This window comes from Aeromonas sp. S11(2024) (assembly GCF_041402345.1).
GTDB classification, from domain to species: domain Bacteria; phylum Pseudomonadota; class Gammaproteobacteria; order Enterobacterales; family Aeromonadaceae; genus Aeromonas; species Aeromonas veronii.
This window is the reverse complement of record NZ_JBGLRC010000003.1, coordinates 86,842-105,564: the sequence shown is the minus strand read 5'-3', so window position 1 is coordinate 105,564 and position 18,723 is coordinate 86,842. Positions and strand designations below refer to the sequence as shown.

10 protein-coding genes are annotated in these 18,723 nt (G+C 61.4%); 7 read left to right on the top strand and 3 right to left on the bottom strand.

All coding sequences use genetic code 11. The features are described 5' to 3' along the window. Positions 1-138 precede the first annotated feature (138 nt). Both lpdA and ACB040_RS03755 read left to right on the top strand, forming a co-directional pair. Entirely contained in the window at positions 139-1,566 is a 1,428-nt protein-coding gene (gene lpdA, locus ACB040_RS03760) for a dihydrolipoyl dehydrogenase (RefSeq protein WP_005336123.1), read from the top strand. 124 nt (positions 1,567-1,690) lie between these two features. Beyond that, on the top strand, positions 1,691-2,653 hold the full coding sequence (locus tag ACB040_RS03755; protein ID WP_371153297.1) for a sensor domain-containing diguanylate cyclase: 963 nt from the start codon (positions 1,691-1,693) through the stop codon (positions 2,651-2,653). An 84-nt stretch (positions 2,654-2,737) separates the two neighbouring features. On the opposite strand, the gene ACB040_RS03750 is transcribed toward ACB040_RS03755, so the two are convergent. Beyond that, positions 2,738-4,648 (bottom strand): methyl-accepting chemotaxis protein, encoded by a 1,911-nt coding sequence (locus tag ACB040_RS03750; RefSeq protein ID WP_110304492.1) that lies wholly within the window; start codon positions 4,646-4,648, stop codon positions 2,738-2,740. A gap of 234 nt (positions 4,649-4,882) precedes the next feature. Here ACB040_RS03750 and ACB040_RS03745 point away from each other — a divergent pair, with 234 nt between their 5' ends. The 5 genes from ACB040_RS03745 to ACB040_RS03725 all read left to right on the top strand — a co-directional run bounded on the left by ACB040_RS03745 (position 4,883) and on the right by ACB040_RS03725 (position 14,532). Then, positions 4,883-7,144 (top strand): patatin-like phospholipase family protein, encoded by a 2,262-nt coding sequence (locus ACB040_RS03745; RefSeq protein ID WP_338774955.1) that lies wholly within the window; start codon positions 4,883-4,885, stop codon positions 7,142-7,144. 229 nt (positions 7,145-7,373) lie between these two features. Beyond that, positions 7,374-9,971 carry a bifunctional aconitate hydratase 2/2-methylisocitrate dehydratase gene (gene acnB, locus ACB040_RS03740; RefSeq protein ID WP_160880585.1) on the top strand — a complete coding sequence of 866 codons (2,598 nt, stop codon included), beginning with the start codon at positions 7,374-7,376 and terminating at the stop codon, positions 9,969-9,971. A gap of 280 nt (positions 9,972-10,251) precedes the next feature. Next, on the top strand, positions 10,252-11,838 hold the full coding sequence (locus tag ACB040_RS03735) for an EAL domain-containing protein (protein ID WP_005355079.1): 1,587 nt from the start codon (positions 10,252-10,254) through the stop codon (positions 11,836-11,838). A gap of 162 nt (positions 11,839-12,000) precedes the next feature. Then, positions 12,001-13,395: a D-arabinono-1,4-lactone oxidase gene (locus tag ACB040_RS03730; RefSeq protein ID WP_338773543.1), complete on the top strand. Its 1,395-nt coding sequence runs from the start codon at positions 12,001-12,003 to the stop codon at positions 13,393-13,395. Positions 13,396-13,404: 9 nt separating this feature from the next. After that, positions 13,405-14,532, top strand: a complete 1,128-nt coding sequence (locus ACB040_RS03725) for a GTP-binding protein (protein WP_371153292.1) — start codon at positions 13,405-13,407, stop codon at positions 14,530-14,532. On the opposite strand, the gene ACB040_RS03720 is transcribed toward ACB040_RS03725, so the two are convergent. Then, a complete protein-coding gene (locus ACB040_RS03720) occupies positions 14,517-17,624 on the bottom strand; it encodes an efflux RND transporter permease subunit (protein ID WP_371153290.1) in 3,108 nt (1,035 codons plus the stop codon). The two genes, ACB040_RS03725 and ACB040_RS03720, sit on opposite strands and share 16 nt — an antisense overlap. Continuing rightward, positions 17,621-18,721 (bottom strand): efflux RND transporter periplasmic adaptor subunit, encoded by a 1,101-nt coding sequence (locus tag ACB040_RS03715; RefSeq protein WP_371153288.1) that lies wholly within the window; start codon positions 18,719-18,721, stop codon positions 17,621-17,623. Before ACB040_RS03715 ends, ACB040_RS03720 begins: the two co-directional genes overlap by 4 nt. Positions 18,722-18,723 lie beyond the last annotated feature (2 nt).

The window sequence follows — 18,723 nt, the reverse complement described above, 5'->3', positions numbered from 1 at the left end:
GGGCCCAGAGCCTGCCCTTTTTACTTCTCATTTCATTAACATGATCGTAAACTTGCCCCGTTTTTTTCACGGCTGCAGCCACCCGTTTCGGTATAAGACTGCGCTGTCCGGGGATATAAGAACGACAAAGAGGTCATGATGAGTAAAGAAATCAAAACCCAGGTCGTAGTACTGGGTGCTGGCCCTGCCGGTTATTCCGCTGCTTTCCGTGCAGCCGATCTGGGTCTGGATACTATTATCGTCGAGCGTTACTCCACCCTGGGTGGCGTCTGCCTGAACGTGGGCTGCATCCCCTCCAAGGCGTTGCTGCACGTTGCCAAAGTGATTGAAGAAGCCAAGGCGCTGGCCGAGCACGGCATCGTCTTCGGTGCACCGCAGACCGACATCGACAAGATCCGTCTGTGGAAAGAGAAGGTTATCAACCAGCTGACCGGCGGTCTGGCTGGCATGGCCAAGATGCGTAAAGTTCAGGTTGTTAACGGCTTGGGTAAATTTACCGGCCCGAACACCCTCGAAGTGGAAGGTGCCGACGGCAAGACTACCGTGACCTTTGACAACGCCATCATCGCGGCCGGTTCCCGTCCGGTGAAGCTGCCGTTCATCCCCCACGATGACCCCCGCGTATGGGACTCTACCGATGCGCTGGAGCTGAAAACCGTTCCCGGCAAACTGCTGGTTATCGGTGGCGGCATCATCGGTCTGGAGATGGGTACCGTTTACTCCTCTCTGGGTTCCGAGATCGACGTGGTGGAATTTGCCGACCAGCTGGTTCCGGCTGCCGACAAAGACATCGTCAAGATCTATACCAAGCGCGTCGCCAAGAAATTCAACATCATGCTGGAGACCAAGGTCACCGCAGTTGAAGCTCGCGAAGACGGTCTGTACGTCTCCTATGAAGGCAAGCACGCCCCGGCCGAGCCGGTTCGTTACGACAACGTGCTGGTTGCAGTAGGTCGTGTGCCGAACGGCAAGATGCTGGATGCCGAGAAGGCAGGCGTTGCCGTGACCGAGCGCGGTTTCATCGAGGTGGACAAGCAGCTGCGTACCAACGTGGCGCACATCCACGCCATCGGCGACATCGTGGGTCAGCCGATGCTGGCGCACAAAGGTGTTCACGAAGGTCACGTTGCCGCTGAAGTTATCGCCGGCAAGAAGCACTACTTCGACCCGAAAGTGATCCCGTCCATCGCCTACACCGAGCCAGAGATGGCATGGGTTGGTCTGACCGAGAAGGAAGCCAAGCAACAGGGCCTGAACTTCGAAGTCGCCACCTTCCCGTGGGCTGCTTCCGGTCGCGCCATCGCGTCCGACTGCTCCGACGGCATGACCAAGCTGATCTTCGACAAGGAGAGCGGCCGCGTCATTGGTGGTGCCATCGTGGGTACCAACGGCGGTGAACTGCTGGGTGAAATCGGTCTGGCCATCGAAATGGGTGCTGACGCCGAAGATATCGCGCTGACCATCCACGCTCACCCGACTCTGCACGAATCCGTGGGTCTGGCTGCCGAAGTGTTCGAAGGCTCCATCACCGACCTGCCGAACGCCAAGGCCAAGAAGAAAAAGTAATTTTCTTACCCGCTTGTCTAAAAAGCCGCTCGAATGAGCGGCTTTTTGTTTTCTCCTTGCTGCCCCGACTTCGACAAAGCCCAATATGCTAAAGATAGGTTTTGGCACTGACGAGAGAGGCACGATGCTAGAAGCACCCATTCCACCCGATGAGGCATTGCGGCTGGAGACCCTGCGGCGGCTCTCTTTGCTCGATTCCGAGGCTGAGGAGCGGTTTGACCGGCTGACCCGCATGGCCCGACGGGTGTTCAATGTCCCCATCGCGCTGGTGAGTCTGGTGGATGAAGATCGCCAGTGGTTCAAATCCTGTATCGGACTGGAGGTCCGTGAGACCGCCCGGGACATTTCGTTCTGTGGCCACGCCATCATGGGCAATGAGACCTTCATCGTGCCGGATGCTTCGCAGGATCCCCGCTTTGCCGACAATCCGCTGGTGGTGGGGGGGCCCGGCATCCGCTTCTATGCCGGACAGCCACTGCGGATCGCCAACGGCTGCAAACTGGGGACGCTCTGCATCATCGATACGGTGCCACGGGAATTGAGTGAGGAGGATGTGGGGCTGCTCAAGGATCTGGCGGCGATGGTGGTGCGGGAGCTCGAAGCGGTGCAGCTGGCCACCATTGATGAGTTGACCTTGATCTCCAATCGGCGCGGGTTCGTGATGCTGGCGGAGAAGAGCCTCTCGCTGGCCAGTCGCTTGCAGATGCCGCTGGCGCTGCTCTATCTGGATCTCAATGGCTTCAAGGGGATCAACGATCGGTGGGGGCATGCAGAAGGGGATCGGGCTCTGATCGCCTTTGCCACTCTGCTCAAGCAGGCTTTTCGGGGCGCAGACGTGTTTGCCCGCATGGGCGGCGATGAGTTCGCCGTCCTGTTGCCCAATGTGCTAGAGGCGCAGGCACAACTAGCCTATGAGCGTTTCAATGCCATGTTGTCCGAGCACAATCAGCACAGTGGTTGCGGTTATGCGCTGACCTGCAGCACCGGGATTGTCTGTTATGACGGGCGCGGCTGTGCTTCCCTTGCCGAGCTGCTCACCCGCGCGGATGAGCTGATGTATCAGCGCAAACGGGATGGCAAGGGCTGACTGCTATGCAGGATTAGCCGCCACCAAAACAACAGAGAGCGCCACGGCGCTCTCTGTTGTTGATGACTCAGGTCAAGGTGCTGGTTAGAGCCGGAAGTTGCCAACCAGCTTGTCCAGCTGACCGGAGAGCTGCTGCAGGCTGCGGCTGGACTCGGTCAGCTGGTGGGCGATATCGGCAGTCTCCATGGTGAGCTGGTTGATATCTTCCACGTTGCGGTTGATCTCGCCGACCACGCTCGACTGCTCCTCGGTGGCGGTGGCGACCTGGATATTCATGTCGTTGATCTGGGTGATGTGGGCGGTGATCTGGCCGAGGGCGGCGTTGGCCTCATCGGCCTGGCTCACCACCTCCAGACTCTGGTTACGCCCCTGCGCCATGGCGCTGACCGCGCGGGCACTCTGCTCCTGCAAGCGGTTGATCATCCCCTGGATCTCGGCAGTCGAGGCGGCGGAGCGGTTGGCCAGATTGCGCACTTCATCTGCCACCACGGCGAAACCTCGACCCTGTTCACCGGCGCGAGCGGCCTCGATGGCGGCGTTCAGTGCCAGCAGGTTGGTCTGCTCCGAGATGCTGCGGATGGTTTCGAGGATGCTACCGATGGAGTCGGTCTGGCTCGCCAGCGATTCGATAACCCCTGCCACCTGCTCAATTTCGCCTGAGAGGTCGACGATGCCGTGGCGCGCCTGCGCCACCACTACTGCCCCTGCATCGGCCTGGTCGTTGGCTTGTCTGGCTACTTCGGCTGCCAGCGAAGCGTTACCTGCGATCTCGCTCACCGTGGCCCCCATTTCGTGGATGGCGGTGGCCACCTGCACGGTGCGGTCACGCTGGGCAGTACAGTTGTGCTGGGTCAGCTGCGCCTTGTTGGCCACCTCGTTGGCTGTGGCTGCGAGTTGGCGGGAGTTCTCCGCCACCTGCTCGATGGAGCCGTGGATCTTGGCGACGAAGTTGTTGAAGCCGGTGGCGACCTGACTCAGTTCGTCACGTCCTTCCACCTTGAGGCGCTGGGTGAGATCCCCATCGCCGCTGCCCAGCTCCTTGAACAGGCGGGCCAGCTCGTTGAGCGGGCGGCTGACCGAGCCTGCCAGCAGCATCCCCATCAGCCCCATGGCCAGCGCAATCACCAGCGAGATCATCAGGATCTCGTTGCGGGTCTGATCCAGCTCGGCATAGATCTCGGCTTCTGGCACCTGGGCCACCAGATACCAGTCGAGCAGCGGGATATAGCTGCTGGCCAGTACCATGGGCTCGCCATTGACTTCGGCGTTGATAACGGCAAAGGGGCGTTTGGCCAGCAGGCTGCCGGTATCACCGCTGGCAATGTTGCCAAGCGTGTCACGCTCGATGCGGTTGGCCTCGGGGTGCAGCTTCACCTTGCCGCTGCCATCGACCATAAAGACGATGCCGCTCTCTTCCAGCCGGAAGTTGGAGACCATGGTCACCATGGTGTCGAGGGATTTGGCAAAGCCGGCCAGCCCGCGCCCGTTGAGCTGCTGGAAGTTGACGAACAGCTTCACCTCGCCGTTGCTCTCGCGGAAGATGCTGAGGGTCATCTCCTTCTGGCTCTTGGTGTAGTCATAGAACCAGGCATCTTGCGTGGGGGTCAGGTTGCGCAGAAAGCCATCCTGGTTGTAGTAGGCTGCGGTCTGGCGATCGGCGAAGGAGGCGGTCACCAGACCATACTGGTTGGCCACATCCTTGAGCTGGTTGATGAGGATTGGCTCCTGCTCTTTGGGCATGCCCCGATCCACCCAGTCGAGGATGAAACGGTCGGTGGCCAGTTGGCGGGCTGCCTGGGCGATGCCGTGGAGATCCTGTTCAATCTCCTTGCTGATCCGCTGGGTCAGGTTGGGGAGCTCCTGCTCGAACATCCGGTTTTCGATCAGTTGCTGGGCCGAGCGTTGACTGAAGTAGCCTACCAGCAGGCAGGAGACGACCACGGCCAGGGTGACCGTGGCCAGTATTTTCTGTTTAAGAGTGAGGGTTGCCAGCATAAAGGTGCTCAAAAGGTTGAGATTGACGACGCTCATATTAGCGGCAGCGCGGCGCTACCCATGAGGCTTGCAGCCCTTTATTTGCGGATTACGTTTGCGCTCACAGGGGCGGCGGCTTGCCCCTTTGCCATGCTGCACAGGCGGGATGCGGATTGACGGTTGCGCTAACTGCCGGGCCCCTTATAGTAGAGGCCATCCTTGGTGACTGACCCTCTGAATAATATGGAAAATATGATGCGCAGCTTAGGTGCGGGATGGACCCGTCTGCTTTTGGTGATGCTGGCGGCGATGCCGCTGCTGGCTGTGGCGGCACAGGGGGATCGCCCGAAAATTGCGGTGGTGCTCAGCGGCGGCGGCGCCAAGGGATCGGCCCATATCGGCATTCTCAAGGTGCTGGAGCAGAAACGGATTCCGGTCGATATCATAGTCGGTACCAGCATGGGTTCCTATGTGGCGGGGATGTACGCCATGGGGCTCAGTGCCGAGGAGGTGGAGCGCACCACCTTGGCCATCGACTGGAACAAGGGCTATCAGGACAAGGTGGGCCGCGACGAGCTGTCGCTGCGCAAAAAGCAGCAGAACGAGCAGTATCAGCTGCGCACCGACATAGGGGTGAATGGTGACACCACCCAGCTGCCGGACGGTTTCTTCCAGGGCCAATCCATGGCCAGCCTGCTGCGGGGGGCCACCTCCAACCTGCCGGTGCAGGCGAGTTTCGACGATCTCCCCATTCCCTACCGCGCCATGGCGACCGACATGGAGACGGTCACCCCCTTTGTGCTGGATCACGGCAGCCTGGCCAAGGCGATGCAGGCCTCTATGTCCATTCCCGGCGCCCTCAAGCCGGTGGAGTGGGAGGGCCACATCCTGGCGGACGGCGGCAGCGTCAACAACATGCCGGTGGATGTCGCCAAAGCGATGGGGGCCGACGTGGTGATCGCGGTGGATATCGGTGCCAAGCTGCGTACCCGGGAGTCCCTCAAGTCAGGGTTGGCGATGATTGACCAGCTCACCACCTACATGACCCAGGTGGGCACCGACAAGCAGAAGGCGCTGATGGGACCGAAGGATATTTTGATCGCCCCCGAGTTTGGCGATATGGGGATCGCCGACTTTGCCCGGATGCCGGAGGGGATCAAGATCGGTGAGACGGCGGCTGACAAGGTGTCGTTGCAACTCGATAAGCTGTCGCTCACCAAGGCGCAGTACAACGCCTATCGCAACCAGAAGCTGAGCCGTCGTGCCGAGCGTAGCGGTCAGCCCGCCTACTTCATCGACAAGGTGGAGATCATCAACAAGTCGCGCCTCTCCGACGAGACGGTGCGCGCCATGCTGAAAGTGCGGCCGGACAAGGTACAGACCAACGAGAGTCTGGAAGCGGGCATTCGCCGTCTCTATGCCCTTGAGTCGTTCGATCGCATCACCTACGAGGTGGAGGAGCGTGACGGGGAGAATGTACTGCTGGTGGATGCCAGCGAGAAGAACTGGGGGCCGGGCTACCTCAACTTCCAGTTCGGTTTCACCGATGACTTCGAGAACACCTCCAACTACAACGTCGGCATGTCCTATACCCTCACCAACGTCAACGAGTGGGGGGCGGAGTGGCTGACCGAGGCGTCGCTGGGCACGGCCAAACATATCAAGACCGACTTCTATACCCCGCTCGAACCCTCCCAGACCTTCTATGGTGAGGCGAGTCTGGCCTATGACCAGACCCTGCGCCGCCTGTTTTTCCCCAATCCGGATCCCGAGATGGTTTCGATAAGCTATCTCGACTCCGAATACTCCTTCTTCAGCGGCGATCTGGCGGTGGGCTGGAACCGCCAGCCCTGGAGCCGGTTGTCGATGGGACTGGAGGGACAACTGGGCACGATTGATGTGAAGAACTTCAAGGGGCTGGAGATGGATGCCACGGCGTGGGGCCCCTATGTCCGCTTTGAACACGACAATCTGGATAGCCGCTATTTCCCCTATCAGGGGATGAAATGGGACATGAAACTGGGCCACTCCCACGTCAGTGTGGATGGACTCGAGTCGGCAGATGGTCGCAGTGAAGGCTGGAATTATCAGCTCTCGATGATCAAGCCCTGGTCATGGGACAGGCACAGCCTCAACCTGATCCTCGAAGGGGGTGGCTCGGGCAGTGAAGAGGTGGTGCCGCTGCATATTCAGGATCTGGGCGGGCTGTTCCGCCTCTCCGGTTTCCAGCGCTACCAGCTGAGCGGTCGCTACAGCCTGTTTGGTGGCCTGCGCTACATCTATCGGGTGGCGGACAACGACTTTGGTGCCCTCAAGATGCCGCTCTATCTGGGTGGATCTCTGGAGCAGGGCGGGGTCTGGAACAAGGGTGAGGATATCAGTCTGGAGAGCTCCTTCACCGCCGGTTCGCTTTATGTCGGGGTGGAGAGCTTCCTTGGCCCTGTGTTCCTCGGCTACGGCATGGCGGAGGGGGGCAATGACGTCTTCTATCTGCAATTGGGCAGTACGTTCGAATAATGCCGAAATGATGCCAATTTGTTAACTATGGTTGAGGGCGTTCAATTAATTTTCAAAAAACACCAGTCTGTTTAATTGGTTACGACCTTGTGGTGAATAAGTAAACAGGGTTTGGATTTTAATTAGTCGTTAAAACTTATATAGTGGGGAGCACCCTACGGGGTGTCCCGCAAGGACGATCGCCGCGAGCGTGGGCGAACCCCAAAAAAAGACCAAAGAGGAATTAGTCGTGCTTGAAACATACCGTAAACACGTCGCAGAACGTGCCGCCGAGGGCGTGGTTGCCAAACCTCTGGATGCAGAGCAGGTCGCCGCCCTGGTTGAGCTGCTCAAAAACCCGCCCGCTGGCGAAGAAGACTTTCTGAAAGAGCTGTTGTCCTCCCGTATTCCCCCCGGTGTTGATGAAGCGGCCTATGTCAAAGCCGGTTTCCTCACCGCCGTCGCCAAGGGCGAAGCCCACTCTCCCATCCTGACTGCCGCCGAAGCTGTTGAGCTGCTGGGCACCATGCAGGGTGGTTACAACATTCAGCCGCTGATCGACCTGCTGGATCACGCCACTCTGGCGCCGCTTGCCGCCAAGGGGCTCTCCCACACCCTGCTGATGTTTGACTCCTTCCACGACGTGGAAGAGAAGGCCAAGGCGGGCAATGTCCACGCCAAACAGGTGATGCAATCCTGGGCTGATGCCGAGTGGTTCCTCTCCCGCCCGGAGCTGGCCGAGAAGATCACCGTCACCGTGTTCAAGGTGACCGGCGAAACCAACACCGACGACCTCTCGCCGGCACCGGACGCCTGGTCCCGCCCGGATATTCCGTTGCACGCGCTGGCGATGCTGAAAAACGCCCGTCCCGGCATTACCCCGGACAAGGATGGCGCCGTCGGCCCCATCAAGACCATCGATGCCCTGAAAGAGAAAGGCTTCCCGCTGGCCTACGTGGGTGACGTGGTCGGTACCGGCTCTTCCCGCAAATCCGCCACCAACTCGGTGCTCTGGTTTATGGGCGACGACATTCCGTTCGTGCCGAACAAGCGCGCTGGCGGCGTTTGCCTGGGTGGCAAGATTGCCCCGATCTTCTTCAACACCATGGAAGATGCCGGCGCTCTGCCTATCGAAGTGGACGTCTCCAAGCTGGAAATGGGCGATGTGATCGACATCTACCCCTATGCCGGCAAGATCTGCAAACACGGCACCGACCAGGTGCTGGCACAGTTTGAATTGAAAACCGACGTACTGATCGACGAAGTACGCGCTGGTGGCCGTATCCCGCTGATCATCGGCCGCGGCTTGACTGACAAGGCCCGCGAAGCGCTGGGTCTGCCGTTCTCCACCGTATTCCGTCGCCCGCAGCCGGTGGCCGATACCGGTAAAGGCTTCACCCTGGCCCAGAAGATGGTGGGCAAGGCGTGCGGCGTGAAGGGTATTCGCCCGGGCACTTACTGCGAGCCCAAGATGACCACGGTCGGCTCTCAGGACACCACGGGCCCGATGACCCGCGACGAGCTCAAAGATCTGGCCTGTCTCGGCTTCTCCGCCGATCTGACCATGCAGTCCTTCTGCCACACCGCGGCCTATCCGAAGCCCATCGACGTGCAGACCCACCACACCCTGCCGGATTTCATCATGAACCGCGGCGGTGTGAGCTTGCGTCCGGGTGACGGCGTCATCCACTCCTGGCTGAACCGCATGCTGCTGCCGGATACCGTGGGTACCGGTGGTGACTCTCACACCCGTTTCCCCATCGGTATCTCCTTCCCGGCGGGCTCCGGTCTGGTGGCCTTCGCCGCCGCCACCGGCGTGATGCCGCTGGATATGCCGGAGTCCGTGCTGGTGCGCTTCAAGGGCGAACTGCAACCGGGCATCACCTTGCGTGATCTGGTCCATGCCATCCCCTATGCCGCCATCCAGAAAGGGCTGCTGACCGTCGAGAAAGCGGGCAAGAAGAACATCTTCTCCGGCCGCATCCTCGAGATCGAAGGTCTGCCGACCCTGAAGGTAGAGCAGGCGTTCGAACTGGCGGACGCCAGCGCCGAGCGCTCTGCCGCCGGTTGCACCATCAAGCTGGATAAAGAGCCGATCATCGAGTACCTGAAGTCCAACATCGTGATGCTGAAATGGATGCTCTCCGAAGGCTACGGTGACGTGCGCACCATCACCCGTCGCATCAAGGGGATGGAAGAGTGGCTGGCCAACCCGACCCTGATGGAAGCGGACAAGGATGCCGAGTATGCCGAAATCATCGAGATCGATCTGGCCACCATCAAGGAGCCGATCCTCTGTGCGCCGAACGATCCGGACGATGCCCGTCTGCTGAGCGACGTGGCTGGCGACAAGATCGACGAGGTGTTCATTGGTTCCTGTATGACCAACATCGGTCACTTCCGTGCCGCCGGCAAACTGCTCGAGAAGTATCAGGGCGAGCTGCCGACCCGCATGTGGATCGCGCCGCCCACCAAGATGGACAAGGATCAGCTGACCGAAGAGGGCTACTACGGCATCTTTGGTCGCGTCGGTGCCCGCATCGAGATCCCGGGCTGCTCCCTGTGCATGGGCAACCAGGCGCGGGTAGCGGAAGGAGCCTCCGTGGTCTCCACCTCCACCCGTAACTTCCCGAACCGTCTGGGTAAAGGTGCCAACGTCTATCTGGCCTCTGCGGAGCTGGCCGCCGTTGCCGCCATCCTCGGCAAGATCCCGACCGTGGCGGAGTACCTGCAATACGCCAAGGCGCTCGATGCCACTGCGGCAGATACTTACCGCTACCTCAACTTCAACGAGATCGCCTCCTACACCAAGAAGGCCGATGCGGTGATCCTGCAGCAAGCCGTTTAACGGAGTTCTTGCGCGATTTGTGCGATAAGAAGCCAATAATGCCGCGTATTTACGCGGCATTATTTATTTGTGTGTTATTCACCGTATTTTTTGAAGATTGTTTGCACGATCCTTGCTAGAGAGATCCAACCACCTGTTTGGTGGTTCGTTTTATAAACGCTTTGGGTTATGTTGTTCGGTTATGTGCGGTAATGATGAGGCATCGTTATCGAGGGAAAGTGGATATCTGTTCACTGGGTGCTTGCGTTGGCAGGCCTGACGAATTGCGGCGTGGTTCTTTATGTTTCTGTTCAGGATCGATCTCTCCCGAACCGGGTTACGCTTCGGCGGTGCCTTGCTGGTCTTTACCCTGCCGCTGCTGGTGGGAGCTTGGCTCATCCACAGCAATTATGTGCAGGAGCTGAAAGCGGAATCCAGCGCCTCGGCCCACAAGGCAAGAACCCTGATGGAGTCGATGCTGGATCATGCGGAGCAGGCCAATCGCTCCGTGCTGCCTCTGGTGAATGCTCCCTGTCGCGACAATCTGCTGGTGCTGCGCAAGAAGGTCGCCATCGAGCCCTTCCTGCGTTCGGTCAATCTGGTGCGAAACGGCATCATTAATTGCACCTCGCTGTTTGGTGAGGCCAATGATGCCGATGATGGCTCCATCTACACCGGCCGCAAGCTGCTGCTGATGAGTGGCAACCGGGTGCGGCAAAATCACCCGCTGCTGGTAGTGCGCACCGAACAGGGCAAGGATGCCGCCTTGAGCGCCATCGACAGTACCCAGCTCAGCTTCATGCTCTCCATGAGCGGAAAATCCAGTGCGCTCTATCTTCAGGTGGGGTCGGCCTGGCTCAATGAGTCTGGCCGCTATCTGAGCGAGGCGCCCACCCTCCATCGCGGGATCAGCCAGGCCCTCACCTCATCCCATTATCCTTTCACCATCCATGCCGGTTATGCCATGCCGGTCTACTGGAAGTCGCTGTGGGCCGCGCGGCATGTGGCGCTGTCGTGGCTGGCGGTTTCCTCGCTTTTGCTGGCCTGGCTGGTGTGGTGGGTGCTGGGGCGGCCCGGCTCGCCAACAGATGAGTTGCGACGTGCCCTGCGGGCCAGGGAGTTTGTTCCCTATCTGCAGCCGCTGATTGCCAGCCACGACGGCAAGATGATGGGCGCCGAGGTGCTGATGCGCTGGGAGCATGTCAATGAAGGGGTGATTCGGCCCGATCTCTTTATTCCGCAAGCGGAGGAGTCGGGACTGATCGTCCCCATGACCACCCATATCATGAAGCAGGTGGCGACACGGTTGAACCGCTCTCAGGAGCAGTTGCCCGATGGGTTTCATATCAGTTTCAACATCAGCGCCGCTCATTGCCACGATTTTGCCCTGCTGGCCGAGTGCCGCGCCTTCCTCGGCCACTTCCTCCCCGGCAAGGTGGTACTGGTGCTGGAGCTGACCGAGCGGGAGTTGCTGATGTCAGATCCCCAGACCCTCTCCCTATTCCGCCAGCTGGACGAGATGGGGGTCAAACTCGCCATCGACGACTTTGGCACCGGCCACTCCAGCCTGGCTTACCTGCAGCAGTTTCATGTGGATTACCTCAAGATCGACAAATCCTTTATCGCCCGCATCGGTACCGAGTCCCTCTCGGAACATATCGTGGACAACGTGATCGATCTGGCGACCCGGCTCGGTCTGGCGCTGGTGGCGGAAGGGGTGGAGAGTGAGCGTCAGGCTGACTACCTCAGGGCCAAAGGGGTAGACTATCTGCAGGGATACCTGTTTGCCCGCCCCATGCCGCTGCGCCAGTTCTGCGAGGAGCTGCTGCCGGAAGAGGCACAAACCCGGCAGCCAGATGGGGTACGAGGCATCCCGAACGCCACCTGATTTATCGGTGACAGACGGGCGGCCTCGCTCCCGTCTGGCAGGGTAGGGAAGTGCTCTCTCCCTATCCCCCCTCGAGTGCAGGGGCTTGTTTTCCATGCCTTGCGGCTCGCTTTTCGGTAGAATCGGCGCTCATTTTGACGTCAGTAAAAGATGAGGCGCGGTATGACGGTTCAGTTCCAGGCATTTCACAGCATCAAGGCGATCGGTAATCGGGAGGTGCTGTTCAACTGGTCGAGAACCAATCCCCTCGGGGCGCTGGATCAGGTGTGGCGCCCGAAAAGCCGCGACGAGCTGCAAGCGCTGCTGCGGGAATACCCCGAGCGCAAGCTGCGCCTTATCGGTTCCGGCCTCTCCTTCGAACCCATCCACAGCGTCTATGCCGAGGGCAGTCAGGCACTGCTGGTGGACTTGCACCACCTGCGCGGCCAGCTGGCGAAAACGGCCGATACCGTGACCTATCAGGCGGGGACGCCGCTCGATACCGTTTATGCCGAGCTGATCGCCATGGAGCGGATGCTGCCGGCTTCCCCCGGGGTTATCGGCATCCAGACCCTGGGCGGTGCCCTCAGCACCGGCACCCACGGTCAGGGGCTGCATCAGTCTGCCCTGTGCGATGCGGTAGAGGCGATGACGGTGATGCTGGCCAGTGGCGACATCATCCGGGTGGATCGCACCGATCCGCGCTTCGGCGCCTTCGTGATGGGGATGGGGATGCTCGGCATCCTGCTCGACGTCACCCTGCGCACCGTGTCCAACCGCATTATGCGCTGCACCAAGTTCACCACCGATTACCCCTTCCTGCTGGAACACAACGAGCGGCTCAACCGTGAGCACGGCTTTGTGAAGAGCTGGTGGTTTGCCTGGACCGGCGAGAGCCACATCTGGCTGGTGGATCCCGCCTCTGATGAGGAGGTGGCCCGTTACCGGGTCGCGGGTAGCGAGCCGCTGCTGCTGGATGGCGATATCGACGCCCGCATGAATGCCACCATTGATGCCACCTTGCAGAAGATGGCGAAAGACACCAAGGATGAGGCGCTGGCTGGCGAGCACTTCGAGACGGTGCGCCGCTTCAAGGATGCCTCCGATCTGGTGGGTAACGTCTACCAAATTCTCTGCAAGGGGATCCCGGCCCCCCAGATCAACTGTGAGGTGGCGGTGCCGCTTCATCGCATGAACGAGGCGCTGGAGACTCTGCAAGCGTGGCAGCAGGCCAATCCGGGCGTACTGCACTACCCCTTTATCCTGCGCTGCACCGGCCCTTCCGAGGCCTGGCTCAGCGCCGCCTATGGCCAGTCGGTCTGCTGGATCGGTTTTCTGGTCTATCTGGCGGCGGACGGCACCTTCGTCAACGGCTCCATGGAGCAGATGCGCGAGCTGCAACAACTGCTGTCGCCGCTTGGCGGCATTCCCCACTTCGGCAAGCACTTGGCGATGGATCTCTATGACTTCCCGGCCCTGCTGCCGCGCTGGAACGACTTCGTGGCGTTGAAAGCCGAACTCGATCCCCATGGCCGCTTTGAAAACCGCTGGCTCAGCGACCTGTTTGCCAACCGGTAAGGATCTGACATGACCGATATGCAAGATACCCGTATCCCAGTGACCCTGCTGACCGGCTTTCTCGGCAGCGGCAAGACAACGCTGCTCAACCACTGGGTCAAGCAGCCGGAGCTTGGCGAGTGCGCCGTGCTGATCAACGAGTTCGGCTCAGTGGGGCTGGATCACCATCTGGTGCAACAGGTGGATGAGCAGGTGATGCTGCTCGACTCCGGCTGCATCTGCTGCTCGGTGCAGGGCTCTCTGGTGGAGGCGCTGCAGGGGCTCTTTATGAAGGCCATCCAGCGCAAGATCAAACCGTTCAAGCGGCTGATTATCGAGACCACCGGTCTGGCAGATCCGGCCCCTGTGCTGTTCACGTTGAGGGAAGAGGGCTTTATCGCCCAGCGCTACCGCTTCGATGGCACTGTCACCGTGGTGGATGCCGGCCATATCGAGCAGCAGCTGGCGGCTCAATATGAAGCGGTGAAACAGGTGGCGCTGGCGGATCTGCTGGTGGTGAGCAAGGGGGATCTGGTGGAGGACGAACAGCTGGCGCGGGTCGAAGCCCAGCTGGCGGCCCTCAATCCGGCGGCCCCGATCGAGCGGGTGACCAATGGCGAACTGTCGCCAGCAGTGCTGGAGAAGCTCGGCGCCTACAACGAAGCGGCGGGGCGCGATGTGCGCCAGCTGCAGGCCTGGCTGCGCACCGAATCCCCCAAGCAGGGGCTGGCATCACCGATGCAGCCGAAGATGCAACCGTTCGCCGCCAAGGTGGGCACAGCTGCGCCCACCCACTTCGAGCACGGCAACATCGAGAGTTTCTCCCTGCGTATCGGTGAGCCGCTCAAGCCCTCTCGCCTGCTGGCCGCCATCGATGCGGTGCAGGCCCAATACGGCGATGCCCTGCTGCGCCTCAAGGGGATCTTGCAGCTGGAAGGAGAGAGCCAGCCGGTGGTGATCCACGGCGTCCACGGCCAGCTCTATCCGCTGCAGGCGCTGGGCGACTGGCCGGAGGGCAAGGCCCAGTCCCGACTGGTGTTTATCGTGAAAAGTCAGGACAAGGCCGGTATCGAGCAGCTCTTTATGGCGACCCTCAAGGCCCCCGAGCTCACTCTGGAAGAGCGGCTCAAAGCCATGCTGGGTCAGCCCGACAACTGATCTTGCGCGTTGCAACTCTCCTGCATCGGGTCAGGACGGCGGCGGTTGAACAGCACAAACGCCACCGGCACAAAGTAGAACGAGAGCAGGGTCGCCAGCGCTGTGCCACCTGCGATGGCGATGGCAAAGGGGGGCCAGAAGCCGCCGCCCCCCAGCAATAGCGGGATGAAGCCGCCCACAGTGGTGATGGTGGTCGAGACGATGTGGCGGCTGCAACCGGCCACCAGATCGCGGATCTGCGGCAGATTGCCCTGTTGTGCCAGCGGGTCTGCCTTCAGCTCGGCCAGAATGACGATGGCGGCGTTGATGGCCAGCCCCATCAGTCCCAGCAGGGCGATGATCACCGTAAACCCGAAGGGGTACCCCAGCAGCCAGACCCACAGCAGCCCGAGCCCCGCCGACTGGATCGCCACCAGGGTGACGATGCCTGCCAGCCGGAACGAGTTGAAGCTGAGCACCAGCACCGCCACCAGCAGCACGGCGACCAGGCTGACATGGGCCATCAGATTGCCCACCGATTCATCCCGCTTGGCGGCTTCCCCGCCAAACTCCAGTCGATAGCCCGGCGGCAACGCCAGCGCCTTGGTGGCCAGCCTCTCTTTGACCTGCTCCAGCACAGTTTGCGGCAGTACGCCGACCGCCAGATAGGCCTCCAGCACATTGACCCGCTCACCATCCCGACGGCTGATCTCCCCCCAGCTTGGCAGCAGCTCGGGAGTGGCCAGCGCCCGCAAGGTGAGATTGGCTGCCCCTTGCTGGCCGGTGCCGGTGAGCGACAGCGGCACATTGAGCAGTGCATCCGGATCCTGACGCAAGGGCTCGGCCAGTCGCACCCGAACCGGGATTGACTCGGTGCCTTCCAGCACAGTGCCGCCCAACCTGCCATCCAGTGCGCCCGCCAGCCGGGAGGCAACATCGGTCAGGCTCATGCCTGCCAGTCGGGCGGCCTCCTCATCGACCTGCAACCAGAGTTTGGGGGCCCCTGCCTGCAAGGTGGCGCGGGTCTGCACCACGGCCGGGGTATTGGCGAGCAGACTGCGAAGCTCCTCTCCCAGACGGTGCAGCTGTTCGAGGTCGGGGCCAAACAGCCGCAGCTCGACCGGGGCATTGAAGGGCGGGCCCTGTTCCAGCTTGCGCACCAGGATCTGCGCTTCGGGAAATCTTGCATCGAGCCGCTGCTGCAGTTGTGGAATGAGCCGCTCGGCAGCATTGGCATCCTGCAGGGTGATCATCCCCTGGGCGTAATCGGCCCGCCCCTGTTTTCTGGGCACCAGGTTGTAGTAGAAGCTGGGGGCGTTGTCGCCCACCACCCAATCCTGACGAACCAGCTCGGGGAGGCTGGCCAGCTCGGCGGAGATCCCCAGTGCCAGCTCGCGGGTGCGCGTCAGGCTCGCCTGTGGGGAGAGGCTGGCCTCGATGTGGATCATGTCCCGGTCGGCAGGGGGAAAGAACTGTTCGGTGAGGCGGCCCGCCACCCAGAAACCGAGCAGGGGCAGCAGACTGACCAACAGCAGGGTTCGCCAGGGGTGAGCCAGCGCCATGGCGATGCTCTGCTGGAAACGGGCACTCACCCGGGGCAGGTGCAAGCCATCCTGATACCAGCGTCCCCCCTGATCACTGCCAATCCAGCGGGCTGCGAGGCCAGCCACCAGGGTGTGGGCGATGAGGTAGGATCCCAGCAGCGAGCAGATCACCGCCCAGGCGATACCGCCGACAAACTCGCCCGCCGGGCCCGGCATCAGAATGATCGGCATAAAGGCGAGCATGGTGGTGAGGGTGGAGCCCAGCAGTGGCAGCCAGAGGTGGCCGATGGCTTCCAGTGCGGCGGCACTCATGGCCATGCCGTGACGGCGCTGATACTGCACCCGATCCGCCATGACGATGGCGTTGTCCACCATGATCCCGAGCGCCACCACCAGACCGGTGACCGACATCTGGTGAATGGGCAAATTGATCAGGTTCATGCAGGCGAATGAGAACGCTACGGTAAGCGGCAGCGACAGGGCCACGATAATGGCGGCCTTGACTCCCAAGGTCACCAGCAGCACGGCCACTATGATGAGGAAGCCCTGCACAATGTTGATGAGCAGGGTGTCGAGCCGCTGATCGGTATAACGCTGCTGATCGAAGCTGGTGACGAGGCCGATATTATCCGGCAAGTCCTGTTGCAGCTGGGCCAGCATGGTATCGACCCGTGCCGACCAGAGGTCGATGCGGTGATCCTGTGCCATGCGCAGGCCGACCACCACGGCCCGTTCACCATTGGCAAAAGCCAGCTGGCTCTCCGGCTGGTGCAGGGTACGTCTTACCTCGGCAAGATCGCCAAGGCGCAGGGTCTGGCCCTGCTCGCCGGTTCGCAGCGGGATCTGGCGGATCCGCTCCAGGGTATCGAGGGCGCCGCGGATCTCCACCTGAAAGCGATTGTGGCTGCCCTGCAACTCCCCGGCGGCCACTTTGGCATCGGCACCGCTCAGCGCCTGGGCAAGCTGTTCGCCACTCATGCCGCTGGCACTGAGGGCGAGGGGATCGAACCGCACCTCGATCTCCTCCTGCGGTGCCCCGACCCGCTCGACGTATTCGGTACCCGGCAGCTGGCGAGCCCGGCGTTCCAGCTCGGCGCTGTAACGGGCGAGGCGATCCAGCTGCGGCAGGCCCGGTCCGCGCCAGACCACATTGACCAGCCGGGTGAAGGGATAGCCTTTCTCATCATCCAGCTTGGGGGCACTGGCGCCGGCTGGCAGTCCGGCGGCAAGATCTGCCAGCCGGTCACGGACTCTGGACCAGACGGGCTCGACATCGCTGACCTCATCCTTGAGCTCCAGATTGATGATGGAGAGACCGGGGCGAGAGCTCGACTCGATCAGCTTGATCTCGCTCTGGGCCCGCAGCCGGTTCTCGATAGGCTCGCTCACCAGCGCCTCCACCCGCTCGGCGCTGGCCCCGGGGAAGTGGGTAACCACGCTGGCAAAACGGCTGGTGAGCTGGGGATCTTCGGTTCTGGGCAGGGTCTGCAATGCAGCAAGGGCAGCCGTCAGCAGCAGCGCGACCGTCAACAGCAGCAGGCGGCCATTCTCGATAAACGGGCGGATCATGACTGTGGCTCCGGATGGCCTGCCTGATGCTCCACGCTGGTTGTCAGGGTGACCTGCTGGCCCGGCACCAGTTTATGCAGGCCATCGGTCACCAGCTGTTCTTGTCCGTTCAGGGCACCACTGATCCAGGCCCGCTCGCCATCTTGCTGCAGCAGGGTTACGTCCCGACTGACCACCCGGGGTGGCGTTTCGTCATTGAGCAGATAAAGGGTCCAGCTGCCGCGCAATCCCTGGGTCAGCGCGGTGAGCGGCACCTCGTAGGCGCGGGTGGGCTCGCGGGTCTGATGCAACAGGGTGATCAGTTGCCCCTCTGCCAGCTGTTCGCCGCCCCGGGTCAGCTGGAAGCGGGCGGTGCGGGTGTGGGTCTGCCCGTCCACTTGTACCCCCAGATTAAGCAGGCGCCCCTCCAGTGATTGCGCCCCGCTTTGCAGGGGATAGCGTTGGCCGACGATCAGGGACTCGGCCTGTTTCACCGGCACGCCGATATCGGCCTCCCACTGGCCGCTGCGGGTCAGGGAGAAGAGAGGCTGACCTGCGGCCACCACGGCCCCCAATGCCTGCTCGCGGCTGACCACAATTCCGTTGAAGGGGGCGCGCAGCTGTGATTTCTCCTGTTTGACCCGGTTGGCTTCCAGGGCTGCGGCCAGCTGGTTGGCGCTTGCCTCCAGCATGCGGACTTTGCCTTGCTGTTCATCCAGCGCCTGACGGGAGCTGAACTGCTGCTGGCGCAGGGCGGTGAGCCGGTCGAGCGTCTGTCGGGCAAGGGTCAGCTCGGCCTCGTTCTGGGCTGCTCGGGCGGCCAGCTCTTTGGCTTCCACTGCCAGCAGCCGGGTATCCAGTGTGGCCAGCAGTTCGCCAGCCGCGACCGGCTCTCCGCGTCCCTTGTGCAGAGTGGCGATCCGCCCTGCCTGCTCGAAGCCTATCTGGCTGTGCTCGGGGGCGATCACCCGGCCATTGAAGCGGTGCAGCACCGGGTAGTGATCGCTGGCTTGCAGCGGCTGGGCGATCACCCGGGTCAGGGTGGGTGTTTCTTCTGACTCTGTGACCGGGCTGCAGCCACTCAGTAACAGCGCCAGCAGGATTAAGCAAAGTGTCATGA